Genomic DNA, 13,085 nt, shown 5'->3' on the forward strand with positions numbered 1-13,085 from the left:
CCGCTCAGCTCGCCGAGCGGGCCGGCGGCGCGTTGCCGGTGCGGATGAACCAGGCGGCGAGCTGCGCCTTGATCTGGTCCGACACGGAGCGGGCGGCGCGCTTCTCGGCGTCGATCTGCGCGCTGTAGTTGGCAAAGCGCTGGTCGCTGGTGTCGATGGTGGCGGAGCCGGTGGCCGCGCCTTCGGTCACCGTGGCCTTCTTCTTGTCGTCCGCCTTGATGATGCGCCAGTTGGCGGTGACGCGGACGATCTGGTTCTCGGGCAGGCCCGATGCGGAATTGATGAGCGCCGTGGAGGTGGAAGAATCCACCGTGATGATCATCTGCAGCGGGGCGCCCTTGGGGTTTCCCTCGCCGCCGGTGAGCGCGAAGATCAGGTCGTTGCGCAGGTCGTTCCCGAGCCGCCCCTGGATCTGGACGATCTCCACATCCCGCATCTTGTCCATCAGCGCCGGGCCGCCGGTGGTCGAATTCTCGGCATAGAGCGGCTGGAAGCAGCCAGCGAGCGCCCCGGACAGGGCGCACACGAGCATCAGCCGGGCCAGAAGGCCGGCGGGGCGCATGGGAAGGGCAGGATCAGGCAACGACATTCACGATCCTCTGCGGCACCACGATGATACGCTTCGGCGCGCGTCCGTCGAGTGCCCGCTGGACGCTTTCCAGGGCGAGCACGGCGGCCTCGACCTCGGCGGGGGTCGCCGCGCGCGGGACGACAATATCGTCACGCTTCTTGCCATTGATCTGGATCGGAAGTGTGACCGTGTCACGGCGCAGCAGCTCGGCCTCGGTGGCCGGCCAGCGGGCCTCTGCCACCAGAGACCCGTGGCCCAGCGCGACCCAGCATTCCTCGGCCAGATGCGGCGTCATGGGCGCTACCACGCCGGTCAGCATCTCGGCGGCTTCGCGCAGGGCGAAGGCGAGGTCTGCCGGCACCTCCGGCGCCGAGCGGGCGGCGGCGATGGCCGAGCCGAACACGTTGGCAAACTCGTGGACATGGGCCACGGCCACGTTGAAGCGCAGCCGCTCGATGTCCTCGGCCACCGTGGCGACGAGGCCATGGGCGGCGCGGCGCAGGCCGAGGGCCTGCTCGCTGAACGTCTCCGGGCGCGCGGCGCCGGAAGCTGCGCCCGGCTTGGCGCCCAGCTCCACCGCCTCGTTCACCAGGCGCCACACGCGCTGCACGAAGCGCCAGGCGCCCTCGATGCCGCCCTGCGTCCACTCGCTGTCGCGCTCGGGCGGGGTGTCGGAGAGCATGAACCAGCGGGCGCAGTCCACGCCGTAGGTATCCGCCACCACCTCGGGCGCCACCACGTTGCGCTTGGACTTGGACATCTTCTCCGGCGGGGAGACGGTGACGGGCGTGCCGTCCGAGATCCGCACCGCCTTGCCGTTGCCGAGGAGCTTCACCTCCTCGGGGAAGAGCCACTTGCCCTCGGTATCCTTGTACGTCTCGTGGACGATCATACCCTGGGTGAAGAGGCCGGCGAACGGCTCCTCCAGGTCCACCCGGCCGCAATGCTTGAGCGCGCGGGTGAAGAAGCGGGAATAGAGCAGGTGCAGGATCGCGTGCTCGATGCCGCCGATATACTGGTCCACTGGCAGCCAGTGGCTCACCGCCGCCTTGTCGAGCGGCTTCTCTACGTTGTCCGAGGCGTAGCGCAGGAAGTACCAGGACGAATCCACGAAGGTGTCCATGGTGTCCGTCTCGCGCCGGGCCGGCTTGCCGCACTTGGGGCATGGCACGTCGCGCCACGCCTTGGCGCGGTCGAGCGGATTGCCGGGACGGTCGAAGGTGACGTCGTCCGGCAGTTCCACCGGAAGCTGGTCGCGGGGCACGCCCACCGGGCCGCAGTCGTCGCAATGGATGACCGGGATGGGGCAGCCCCAATAGCGCTGGCGCGAGATGCCCCAGTCGCGCAGGCGGAAATTGACCCGCCGCGTGCCCTGCGGCTCGCCCTCGACGCGGAAGCGCTCCAGCTGGCGGGCCACCGCCTCCTTGGCCTCGGGCACGCGCATGCCATCGAGAAAGGCGGAATTGAACAGGGTGCCGTCGCCGTCATAGGGCCCCTCGGCCACCGAGAAGGTGGCGGGGTCCGCGCCTTCGGGCAGCACCACGGGGGTGATGGGGAGGCCGTATTTGGTGGCGAAGTCGAAATCGCGCTGGTCGTGGGCCGGGCAGCCGAAGATGGCGCCGGTGCCGTAGTCCATCAGCACGAAGTTGGCCACATAGACCGGCACGGTGCGCGTGGCGTCCAGCGGATGGACGACACTGAGGCCCGTGGCGTAGCCCTTCTTCTCCTGCGTCTCGATCTCTTCCGCTGAGGTGCCGCCGCGCTTGCACTCGGCGATGAAGGCGGAGAGCTGCCCGTCCGTGCCGGCGAGGTGCTTGGCCAGGGGATGGTCGGGTGAGAGCGCGAGGAAGGAGGCGCCGAACAGGGTGTCCGGGCGGGTGGTGTAGACCTTCACCGCCTTGGTGCCGGCCGGGAGCTTCTGGGCGCCGGCCTTGGCGAACTCGAACAGCACTTCGAGCCCTTCCGAGCGGCCAATCCAGTTGCGCTGCATGAGGCGCACCTTGTCGGGCCAGCGGTCGAGCGTGTCGATGGCGTCGAGCAATTCCTGGGCGAACTGGGTGATGCGCAGGAACCACTGCGAGAGCTTGCGCCGCTCCACGATGGCACCGGAGCGCCAGCCGCGGCCGTCGATGACCTGCTCGTTGGCGAGCACGGTGTTGTCCACCGGGTCCCAATTGACCTCGCTTTCCTTGCGATAGGCGAGGCCGTTGTCCAGGAAATCGAGGAAGATGCGCTGCTGCTCCACGTAATAGGACGGGTCGCAGGTGGCGATCTCGCGGTTCCAGTCGAGCGACAGGCCGAGCAGCTGGAGCTGCTCGCGCATGGAGGCGATGTTCTCGTAGGTCCAGGCCTTGGGGTGGATGCCGCGCTCGATGGCGGCATTCTCTGCCGGCAGGCCGAAGGCGTCCCAGCCCATGGGATGCAGCACGTTGAAGCCCTGCATGCGCTTGTAGCGCGCGAGCACGTCGCCCATCACATAGTTGCGGCCGTGGCCGATGTGGATGCGCCCCGACGGATAGGGGAACATCTCCATGACGAAGAATTTCGGACGCGGGTCGTCGTTGCGCGTGCGGAAGATGCCGCGCTCGGCCCAGGTCTTCTGCCACTTCGGCTCGGCTTCGCGGGCGTTGTAGCGATCTTGCGCGCGCTCGGCGGCACGCTCCGGCATACGATCTTCGGTCATGGATCCGTCAGGGGTCGAAACGGCCGGGACTAGGACAGAAACAGACCCTGCGGTCAACCTTCCCGCACCGCCGAAGGCGAAGCTCTGCCCGGAACCGGCTTGCGCCCGGCCCGCCATCGCCTGTCCTGCGCCGTTATCCGTGCGGCCTGCGCCCTGCCGGCCTCAGGCCTTGCGCACCCAGCGGCCGTTCTCGTCCTGCTGCCAGTAGGTGAGTTCGTTGCCGGCGACCGCCTTGGCCTCGCGCCAGCGTTCGCGGGCCTTGGCCACCTGCTCGTCGTCACGCCCGTCGAACAGGTGGACCACGCGCTGATAGGGCGAGGCATCGGCGAGCGGCACCGCATCGACGAGAAAACGCACCTGCGCGCCATTGGGGTTCGCCTCGGAGGTGGCGATCAGCACCGGCTGGCGCTCGGGCAAAGGCTGCGCCTCCGTGCCGTGAGGCAGGAAGGAGGCTTCGCTATAGGTCCACAGATGGGAATCGAGCGCGTCCCGCCGCTCCGCCGACCCGCACTGCACCACGCACCGCCAGCCGCGCTCCAGCGACTTCTCCAGCAGCATCGGCAGCACCTGCTCCAGCGGGCGGCGCTCTAGGTGGTAAAAGAGGATTTCGGTCATCGGGGCAAGGTTAGCACGCGCGCTCGCACCGCGTCGCGCTCCGGCTTGACCGGCCCGTGGGAGCCTTCCATATGGCGGCCATGAGCCTCATCCAGAACGAGCGCACCAAGCTGACCGCCAACGCCCTCGACCGGGCGTCGACCGCCTGCCTGACGGTGGGTGCGCTGGGGCCGGCGGTGGCCTCGCTCTATGGGCTCGGCGGGATGGGGGCGGCGGGGCCGTCCCATGGCGTGCTCATCGCCCTCGGCAGCGTCTTTTGGCTGGCGGCTGCGGGTGTGCTACATTTCATGGCAAGAAGCGTGCTTGGACGACTGATATGACCGGCCTCTGGTTCTACGCATATGTGGTGATGCCGCTCGTCGTGATCGCGATGGGCTACGCCGCCGTGCGCCTGACCGAGCCCAAGCACCCGCCCCACGCCGGGCCGGCGGAATAGGGCCGTTTCCGCATTCCATCGCCTGCAGCCGCCGTCGTCCTCCGGCTTGACCGGAGGACCCAGGGTGCCGTTTGCCCCTCTCTCCCCGCGGCAGCTCAGGCGGGGAGATGGGCCCTCCGGTCAAGCCGGAGGGCGACGGTTATGAGAGAGCGACAGGTCCGAGAGAGGCGACGGACAAGAGCTAGGCCCTCACCCCTCGTAGTGATCCTTCACCAGCTGGTCGAGCAGGCGCACGCCCCAGCCCGAGCCCCAGCTCTTGTTGATGTCGCTCGCTGGCGAGGACATGGCCGTGCCGGCGACATCGAGGTGCGCCCACGGGGTCTTGTCCACGAAGCGGTGGAGGAACTGGGCGGCGGTGATGGAGCCGGCGTTACGGCCGCCGGTGTTCTTCATGTCGGCGAATTTGGAATCGATCAGCTTGTCGTATTCCGGGCCCAGCGGCATGCGCCACACCCGCTCGCCGGTCTCCTGGCCCGCCTGGGTGAGGCGCTGGGACAGCTCGTCGTCGTTCGAGAACAGGCCGGCATATTCTGAGCCCAGCGCCACCAGGATCGCGCCGGTGAGGGTGGCGAGGTCGATCATGAACTTCGGCTTGAAGCGCTCCTTGGCGTACCAGAGCACGTCGCACAGCACGAGCCGGCCCTCGGCATCGGTGTTGATGATCTCGATGGTCTGGCCGGACAGCGAGGTCACAATGTCGCCGGGGCGCTGGGCGGCGCCGTCGGGCATGTTCTCCACGAGGCCGATGAGGCCCACCGCGTTCACCTTCGCCTTGCGGGCGGCGAGGGCATACATGAGGCCGGTGACGCAGGCGGCGCCGCCCATGTCGCCCTTCATGTCTTCCATGCCGGCGGCCGGCTTGATGGAGATGCCGCCGGTGTCGAAGGTGACGCCCTTGCCGATGAAGGCGACCGGCGCCTCGCCCTTGGGGCCGCCGTTCCAGCGCATCACCACGACGCGGCTTTCCTTGATGGAGCCCTGGCCGACGCCGAGCAGCGCCTTGAGGCCGGCTTCCGCGAGGGCGGCATCGTCCAGCACCTCGATCTCGACACCCACGCCGGAAAGATGCTCCTCGGCGCGACGGGCGAATTCCGGCGGGTCGAGCACGTTGGCGGGTTCGTTCACGAGGTCGCGGGCGAACAGCACGCCGTCGCCCACCGCCTGACGGGCGGCATAGGCGCGCTTCGTGCCGGCCTCGTCGGAGACGAGCAGGGTGACGGCGCGGGCGGCCGGCTCGGCGGCATCGTCCTTCTTTTTGGTCTTGTAGCGGTCGAAGCTGTAGCTGCGCAGCGAGATGCCCAGCGCCACCTCGGCGGCGGAATCGGCGGAAATCTTGGTGCCGGGCAGGTCGAGCACCACGCTCGCCTCGCGGGCGGAGGCGGGGAGCTTGCCGGCGATGAGGCCGCCGAGCTTCAGGAAGTCCTTGGGCTTGAGGTCCGCCGCCTTGCCCACGGAGATGACGATGAGGCGCGGCGCCTCGATGCCGGCGGGGGCGAGCAGGTCCAGCCCGCTCCAGGCCTTGCCCTTGAACTTCTCCGCATCGAACGCGCGGGTCAGCGCCTTGTCCGCCCCCTTCACCAGCTTCTGCGCCTGCGTGCCGAAGGCGAGGCTTTCGTCGGTGAGCACCACGAGGACGCCCTTGGCGGCGGCGGTGAGCCGGGCGAACGAGACGGTGACGGGATCGGACATCAGGCGCTCCAGAAGCAGCAAAGGGGGCAGAATGGATTCAAAAGATGCGTCGCCCTTCTCTAGCCCGGCCGGCGGGCAGGGGAAACCGCCCGCAGCGTCACGGTGGTGCCGCCGCGCCCGAGCTTTCGGGGCTGGGGCTTAGATAGGTGCCGGGGCGCGGTTGTGAACCGTTGTCCCAAAAAGAAAAGGGGGCGCCAGGCGCCCCCGTTCCTCATGCTCCCGAAAGGGAAGCCTCACTCGGCGGCTTCGCCACCGGCGGCCGCGGCGGCCTTGTCGGCCTTCTCCTTGGCGCGCTCCTGGGCCTTCTGGCCGGGCTCGGCCTTCTTCGGGTTGTTCTTGGCTTCGCGCTTCAGCAGGCCGGCGGCGTCGAGGAAGCGGGCCACGCGGTCGGTGGGCTGGGCGCCCTTCTCGAGCCAGGCCTTCGCCTTCTCGGTGTCGAGCACCACGCGGTTGGCGGCATCCTTCGCCAGCAGCGGGTTGAAGGTGCCGATCTTCTCGATGAAGCGGCCATCGCGCGGGGCGCGGGCGTCGGCGATGACGATGCGGTAGTAGGGACGCTTCTTGGCGCCGCCGCGGGCGAGACGGATCTTGAGGGACATGGTCTTCTTCCTTTTTAAGTCAGTGTCTTGCGTTTGGTATTCGGGTTGATTTCTGTTGCCGGCGCCCGGGCAGGCAGGGGGCGTTGGCTTTACTTCTTCTTGCCGGGCCCTCCCACTCCAGGAAAGCCCTTGGGCAGGCCGGGAAGGCCGCCGGGGAATTTGGACGGCAGGCCGCCGCCGGGCAGGCCGGGGAAATTCGGCGGCAGGCCGCCACCGGCACCGCCGGGCCCGCCCTTGCCCATCTTCTCCGCCATCTCCTGCAGCATCTCGGGGGAGGGGCCGCCGCCGCCGAAGCCCATCATGCCGGCGAGGCCGGCGAGCGGGCCGCGCTTGCCGGCGGCGCCGCCCATGGCCTTCATCACGTCGGCCATCTGGCGGTGCATCTTCAGGAGGCGGTTGATCTCCTCCACTTTGGTGCCGGAGCCGGCGGCGATGCGGCGCTTGCGCGAGGCGTCGAGCAGCTTGGGCGCGCGGCGCTCCTTGGGGGTCATCGAATTAATGATGGCCACCTGCCGCTTGAACACCTTGTCGTCGAGATTGGCGGCGGCGATCTGGTTCTTCACCTTGGCGACGCCGGGCATGAGGCCCATGAGCCCGCCGAGGCCGCCCATCTTGGACATCTGCTCCAATTGGCCGCGCAGGTCGTCGAGGTCGAAGGTGCCCTTGCGCATGCGCTCGGCAGTGATCTTCGCCTTCTCGATGTCGATATTCTCGGCGGCCCGCTCCACCAGGGCGACCACGTCGCCCATGCCCAGGATGCGGCCGGCCACGCGGTGGGGATCGAAATCCTCGAGCGCGTCCATCTTTTCGCCGGTGCCGAGCAGCTTGATGGGCTTGCCGGTGACGGCGCGCATGGACAGCGCGGCGCCGCCGCGGCCATCGCCATCCGCACGGGTCAGCACGATGCCGGTGAGGCCCACGCGGCCGTCGAAGGCCTTGGCGGTGTTCACCGCGTCCTGACCGGTGAGGCTGTCGGCGACCAGCAGCACTTCGTGCGGCTTGGTGACGGCCTTCACCTCGGCCACCTCGGCCATCAGCCCCTCATCGAGGGTGACGCGGCCGGCGGTATCGAGCATCACCACGTCGAAGCCGCCGAGCTTGGCCGCCTCGATGGCGCGCTTGGCGATCTGCACGGCAGACTGGCCGGCGACGATGGGAAGGGTCGCGACCTCCACCTGCTTGCCGAGGGTGGCCAGCTGCTCCATGGCCGCCGGACGGCGGGTGTCGAGCGAGGCCATCAGCACCTTGCGCTTGCCGCGTTCGGTGAGGCGCTTGGCGATCTTGGCTGTGGAGGTGGTCTTGCCCGAGCCCTGCAGGCCGACCATCAGGATCGGCACCGGGGCGGGGGCGTTGAGGTCGATAGGGTCGGCGTCGGAGCCGAGCGTCGCCACGAGCTCGTCGTGGACGATCTTCACCACCATCTGGCCGGGGGTGACGGACTTGATGACCTCCACGCCCACGGCGCGCTGGCGCACCCGGTCGGTGAAGGACCGCACCACGTCCAGCGCCACGTCCGCCTCGATCAGCGCGCGGCGCACCTCGCGCATGGCCTCGCCGACGTCGGCCTCGGTGAGAGCGCCGCGCCGCTTCAGCTTGTCGAGTATGCCGCCGAGGCGGTCGGAAAGGTTGTCGAACATGGGCACCCATGCGTTGAGGGTTCACACCGGACCGCTATGATCTCCCGCGCTGCGCGCAACCCGATGCCGGTGCATCAAGCCAACGCAAAGCACGCCCGAGGGCGCATCGCGCTGTCGGGCGGGGGCCTCCGGGCTCTCGGTCCGGTCGGCGGGATCGGCATGGCCGTCCGTGTGAAGCTGGGGCTGTTAGCAGGTTTGGGCCCGCGAGGCAAATTTCCAGGCGGAAATGACATCGCGCACCAGCATCCTGCGCCGGGGCCGCCGCTGCGGCAAGTTTCGCCCCGAAAGCGAAGTTTGCGGAGAACGCCACTACTAGGCGTCATCGGAAGAGCGCATGTTTCCCTTAGCGCACCTCGCGCATCCGCCGACCACTGGCGGGGAGGAAACCATGCCCCAAACGCCTTCGACTGCCCCCGAAGCAAGCCAGATCGTTCCCTTTCCCGCCGATTTCCGCGTGGCGGAGATCGACACCAACGGCACCACCCTCCATGTCCGCACGGGTGGGCAGGGGCCGGCGGTGCTGCTCATTCATGGCTATGGCGAGACCGGCGACATGTGGGGCGCTCTCGCCCAAGCGCTGGCGCCCACCCATACCGTGATCGTGCCGGACTTGCGCGGCATGGGCCTCTCGGCCAAGCCGGAGGGTGGCTACGACAAGAAGACCCAGGGCGCCGACATGGCCGGCGTGCTCGATGCCCTCGGCATCGACAAGGTAGCCCTCGTCACCCACGACATCGGCAACATGGTGGGCTTCGCCTTCGCCGCGCTCCACCGCGACCGGGTGACGAAGTTTGTCCTCATCGACGCGCCGCTGCCGGGCGTCGGCCCGTGGGAGGAGATTCTCAAGAACCCGCTGCTCTGGCATTTCCGCTTCGGCGGGCCGGACATGGAACGCCTCGTCGCCGGGCGCGAGCGCATCTATCTCGACCGCTTCTGGAACGAATTCTCCGCCGATCCGAGCCATTTCTCCGAGGCCGCGCGGGAGCATTACGCGGCGCTCTATGCCCAGCCCGGCGCCATGCATGCGGGCTTTGCCCAGTTCGCGGCCTTCGACCAGGATGCGGTCGACAATGTTGAATTCCTCAAGGCGGGCAAGCTCGCCATGCCGGTGTTGGCGCTCGGCGGCGAGCATTCGTTCGGCCTGACCATGGCCGAGGTCATGCGCTTCGCCGCCACCGACGTGACAGGCGACGTGGTGCCCGGCAGCGGCCACTGGATCATGGAGGAGAACCCCGCCGCCACCATCGCGCTGGTGACGGACTTCCTCGACGGGAAGTAAGGCTCAGGCCCGGATCGCCGCGCCCACCAGCGCGGCGGCAAGGAAGGCGAGCCACAAGGCGGCCGCGCGCCGGTAGAGGGGGCGCGGCCCGCCATCCCCGTGCTGCGCGAGCGCGCCGCCACCCGCCCAGATCGCCGCCACGGCGAGGACGGAGCCCGCGAACAAGGCGAGGTGCGGCAGGAACTCGGGCTCCGACCCGCGCGGCAGCAGGGTCAGGCCGATGATGAGGGCCTTGGGGTTCAGGAGCGTCGTGGTGAAGACCCGCGCGACGCTCACCTCGCCTCCGGCCTGCCCCGGCGCGGGAAGCCGCCACAGCCGCGCCGCCAGATAGGCGATCCAGCCCGCCGCCGCCAAACGCACGGCGGTGGCCGCCCACGGTGCGCCGGCGAGGAGGTCCGCGCCGGTCGTGGCGAGGGGCACCGTCACCATGAGGTAGGCGGCAAGCTCGGCCGGCATCAGCCGTATCGACCGCCCGAGCCCCACCGAGGCGCCGGAGAGCGCGAGCAGGGTATTCGTCGGCCCCGGCGTCAGCAGCAGGCCCCAGATGGCGAACAGGAAGGCGGCGGTGCCCATGAGCGGGAAAATTCCGTTGCGGAATGACTTTTGAGAGACCCGGCCGGCGGCGTCGATCCCCGCCGGTGTCGCATCCACCCTGCTAGCCGCGCCATTCCCGGCGCGCCTTGAGCTATGTTAAAGGACGGGACCAAGAGGAGAGAGGACCCATGTCCGAGAACAACGAGCTCACGCGCTTCTTCGGCGGTTCGCCGGCCTGGGTGCTGGTGCGCCTCGTTCTGCTCTCGGTGGTGGTGGGCGTGATTCTCGCCGCCCTCGGGCTCGACCCGATGAACATTCTCAACAGCCTCCAGCGCCTCATCCGCAACCTGTTCAGCTTCAGCTTCGAGGCGGTGGAGCGCATGTGGCGCTACTTCCTCCTCGGCGCCGTCATCGTCATCCCGCTCTGGATTCTGATGCGCGTGTTCGGCCGGCGCTGAGGCTGTGTCGCTCGCGGCTGTCTCGGGGGGCGTCACCCACCGCCGCGTGCTCGCCATCGCGCTGCCCATGACGCTGGCGCATCTCACCACGCCTCTCCTCGGCGTGGTGGATGCGGCGGTGGTGGGTCGCCTCGGCAGCGCGTCGCTGCTCGGCGGCGTGGCGCTCGCCGCCGTCATCTTCGACATGCTGTTCTGGATGTTCGGCTTCCTGCGCATGGGCACCGTGGGCCTCGCCGCGCAGGCGGTGGGGCGGCGCGATGCGGTGGAGGAGCGGGCGGTGCTGGCGCGCGGCTTGCTGGTGGCCGGTGCGCTCGGCCTCCTGATCGTTCTCCTGCGCACACCCATCGAGAGCGCGGCCCTGTCGCTGGCCGGGGCAAGCGATGAAGTGAATGCGGCGGTGCGCGACTATTACGCCATCCGCATCTTCGCCGCGCCCTTCACCCTCGCCAATTATGTGGTGCTGGGCTGGCTGGTGGGCCTCGGCCGCACCGGCCGGGCTCTGACGCTGCAGGTGGGCATCAACGCCCTCAACATGGTGCTCTCGGCCGCTCTCGTGCTCGGGGCCGGATGGGGTGTCGCGGGCTCGGCCGCGGGCACGCTGGTGGCCGAGATCGCTGGCGCGGTGGCGGGCGTCGTGGTGTGCGCCAGCCTGCTCGGCGGGCGGGTCGGGGTGGCGAAGGCGGTGCTGCTCGACAAGGCGCGCCTCATCCAGACCGTCATGCTCAATCGCGACATCATGATCCGCACCGCGGCGCTGATGTTCGCCTTCTCCTTCTTCGCCGCGCAGGGCGCGCGGGCCGGGGACGTGACGCTGGCCGCCAATGCCGTGCTCCAGAACATGGTGATGGTGGCGGCCTATTTCCTCGATGGCTTCGCCACCGCCGCCGAGCAGATCTGCGGTTCGGCCGTGGGCGCGCGGCGCAAATCGGACTTCTCCGTCGGGGTGCGGCTCTCCATCGTGTGGGGGTTCGTCTTCGCGGCGCTTGCGGGGGTAGTCTATCTCGTCACCGGCCCGGCCATCGTGGACGCCATGAGCACCAGCCCGGAGGTGCGGGCTGAGGCGCGCATCTACCTGCTCTATGCCGCGCTGCTGCCATTGGCGGGGGTGACGGCCTATGCCTTCGATGGCGTGTATATCGGCGCGCTCTGGTCGCGCGACATGCGCAACCTGATGCTCGCGTCCCTCGTCGTCTATCTCGGCGTGTTCCTGGCGCTGCGGCCGCTGGGCAATCACGGCCTTTGGCTCGCGATGCTCGCCTTTCTTCTGGCACGCGGCGGCTTTCAGGCGCTGCGCCTGCCCGCGCTGGTGCGGCGGACGTTCGGGTGAGCCTCAGTCGAGGGACGGAAAGACGTGCGCCCCGTCCGTGCCGAGCGGCAGGTCGCGCACCCAGCTCACGGCGGTGAGCGGCAGCGGCGCATAAAGGTGCGGGAAGAGGGCGCCGCCGCGCGAGGGCTCCCATTTCAGCGCCCGGCCGAGCGCCGCCACCTCCACCGCCACCAGCTTCAAGTCAGCCTGCCCGGCGAAGTGCTTCGCCGCCGTCTCGCGCGCCTGCGCGGCGGTAGAGAAATGGATGTAGCCGTCCGCCACGTCCACCGGCGCGCCGGTGAACGCGCCGGCCTGCTCGGCCGCCGCCCAGAGCTCGGCGGGGGCGATCTTGTAGATGAGGGTGGCGGCGGTCACGGGCGATGCTCCTCGCGGGGACTTTGAACGGGCACGGCGCGCACATAGGCCCGGACGAACGAAAGGGCAACTGCGTTCGCCTTATGGTTGCATGCGGACTGAAGTCCTGTACAAAGGGGGAACAAATTCATATCTTCATCCGGTCGGGGGGCGCGGCGTGGCACGGGAGTCCGGTCCGCATATCGCTGTCGAGGGCACGTCGAGCAAGGAACGTCTTTCCCATGCTGACCCACGGTAAGATCTGGCGTGCCGTCGACGAGCTCGCCGAGCAGCACGGGCTGTCCACCTCCGGCCTTGCGCGGCGGGCGGGGCTCGACCCCACCACCTTCAACCGCTCCAAGCGCGTGACCATCGATGGCCGGCCGCGCTGGCCCTCCACCGAGAGCATCGCCAAGGCCCTCGCCGCCACCGGCACCAGCCCGGAGCAGTTCTTCTCCCTGCTGGATGAGTCCGGGCGCCCGGCCCACGGCGGCGGCTTTGCCGAAGAGGCGCCCGCGCCCCCGACGCGCCCGCTCAACGCCATCCCGCAGATCGGCTTCGCCCAGGCCGGCTCGGGCGGCTTCTTCGACGATGCCGGCTTTCCCGTGGGCAGCGGCTGGGACGAGGTCGTCTTTCCCGATGTCCACGACGCCCACGCCTATGCGCTGGAGATCGCCGGCGATTCCATGGAGCCGGTCTATCGCGACGGCGACGTGGTGGTGGTCTCCCCCGCCTCCGAGCCGCGCCGCGGCGACCGGGTGGTGCTGAAGACCAAGGAAGGCGAGGTGCTCGCCAAGGAGCTGGTGCGCAAGACCACCCGCCACATCGAGCTGCGCTCCCTCAACCCCGCCCACGAGGACCGGCAGATTCCGCTGGATCAGGTGGACTGGATCGCGCGGATCGTGTGGGCGAGCCAGTAGCGCG

The 13,085-nt window shown here is 69.1% G+C and carries 13 protein-coding genes; 5 read left to right on the top strand and 8 right to left on the bottom strand.

Annotated elements, in window-relative coordinates; genetic code table 11:
• Positions 1–4 precede the first annotated feature (4 nt).
• From lptE to ACT535_RS20740, 3 genes are all read right to left on the bottom strand, one after another.
• A complete protein-coding gene (gene lptE / locus ACT535_RS20730; protein ID WP_168456418.1) occupies positions 5–589 on the bottom strand; it encodes an LPS assembly lipoprotein LptE in 585 nt (194 codons plus the stop codon).
• Positions 576–3,254, bottom strand: coding sequence for a leucine--tRNA ligase (gene leuS / locus ACT535_RS20735; RefSeq protein ID WP_476365849.1), 2,679 nt, complete (start codon positions 3,252–3,254; stop codon positions 576–578). Before leuS ends, lptE begins: the two co-directional genes overlap by 14 nt.
• 162 nt (positions 3,255–3,416) lie before the next feature.
• Positions 3,417–3,869 carry a DNA polymerase III subunit chi gene (locus ACT535_RS20740; RefSeq protein ID WP_168456420.1) on the bottom strand — a complete coding sequence of 151 codons (453 nt, stop codon included), beginning with the start codon at positions 3,867–3,869 and terminating at the stop codon, positions 3,417–3,419.
• Between the two features lie 71 nt (positions 3,870–3,940).
• Between ACT535_RS20740 and ACT535_RS20745 the strand changes: the two genes are divergently transcribed.
• On the top strand, positions 3,941–4,189 hold the full coding sequence (locus ACT535_RS20745) for a hypothetical protein (protein ID WP_476365850.1): 249 nt from the start codon (positions 3,941–3,943) through the stop codon (positions 4,187–4,189).
• Between the two features lie 305 nt (positions 4,190–4,494).
• On the opposite strand, the gene ACT535_RS20750 is transcribed toward ACT535_RS20745, so the two are convergent.
• From ACT535_RS20750 to ffh, 3 genes are all read right to left on the bottom strand, one after another.
• On the bottom strand, positions 4,495–5,994 hold the full coding sequence (locus ACT535_RS20750; protein ID WP_476365851.1) for a leucyl aminopeptidase: 1,500 nt from the start codon (positions 5,992–5,994) through the stop codon (positions 4,495–4,497).
• A 233-nt stretch (positions 5,995–6,227) separates the two neighbouring features.
• Positions 6,228–6,593, bottom strand: a complete 366-nt coding sequence (gene rpsP, locus ACT535_RS20755; RefSeq protein WP_168456422.1) for a 30S ribosomal protein S16 — start codon at positions 6,591–6,593, stop codon at positions 6,228–6,230.
• An 89-nt stretch (positions 6,594–6,682) separates the two neighbouring features.
• The gene (ffh, locus tag ACT535_RS20760; protein ID WP_168457012.1) at positions 6,683–8,230 is read right to left on the bottom strand and encodes a signal recognition particle protein; all 1,548 of its coding nucleotides are present in this window, start codon (positions 8,228–8,230) and stop codon (positions 6,683–6,685) included.
• 388 nt (positions 8,231–8,618) lie between these two features.
• Here ffh and ACT535_RS20765 point away from each other — a divergent pair, with 388 nt between their 5' ends.
• Entirely contained in the window at positions 8,619–9,509 is an 891-nt protein-coding gene (locus ACT535_RS20765) for an alpha/beta fold hydrolase (protein ID WP_168456423.1), read from the top strand.
• Between the two features lie 3 nt (positions 9,510–9,512).
• Here the strand turns inward: ACT535_RS20765 and ACT535_RS20770 are convergent, their stop codons facing one another.
• A complete protein-coding gene (locus tag ACT535_RS20770; RefSeq protein WP_168456424.1) occupies positions 9,513–10,082 on the bottom strand; it encodes a LysE family translocator in 570 nt (189 codons plus the stop codon).
• A gap of 149 nt (positions 10,083–10,231) precedes the next feature.
• On the opposite strand from ACT535_RS20770, the gene ACT535_RS20775 reads away from it, so the two are divergent.
• Positions 10,232–10,501 (top strand): DUF6460 domain-containing protein, encoded by a 270-nt coding sequence (locus tag ACT535_RS20775; RefSeq protein WP_168456425.1) that lies wholly within the window; start codon positions 10,232–10,234, stop codon positions 10,499–10,501.
• A gap of 4 nt (positions 10,502–10,505) precedes the next feature.
• Positions 10,506–11,828: an MATE family efflux transporter gene (locus tag ACT535_RS20780; RefSeq protein ID WP_476365852.1), complete on the top strand. Its 1,323-nt coding sequence runs from the start codon at positions 10,506–10,508 to the stop codon at positions 11,826–11,828.
• A 3-nt stretch (positions 11,829–11,831) separates the two neighbouring features.
• Here ACT535_RS20780 and ACT535_RS20785 read toward each other — a convergent pair whose 3' ends face one another.
• Complete coding sequence (locus ACT535_RS20785; RefSeq protein WP_476365853.1) at positions 11,832–12,182, bottom strand: DUF952 domain-containing protein; 351 nt, start codon at positions 12,180–12,182, stop codon at positions 11,832–11,834.
• Positions 12,183–12,403: 221 nt separating this feature from the next.
• Between ACT535_RS20785 and ACT535_RS20790 the strand changes: the two genes are divergently transcribed.
• A complete protein-coding gene (locus tag ACT535_RS20790) occupies positions 12,404–13,081 on the top strand; it encodes a S24 family peptidase (protein ID WP_476365854.1) in 678 nt (225 codons plus the stop codon).
• Positions 13,082–13,085 lie beyond the last annotated feature (4 nt).

This window comes from Xanthobacter sp. DMC12 (assembly GCF_056314105.1).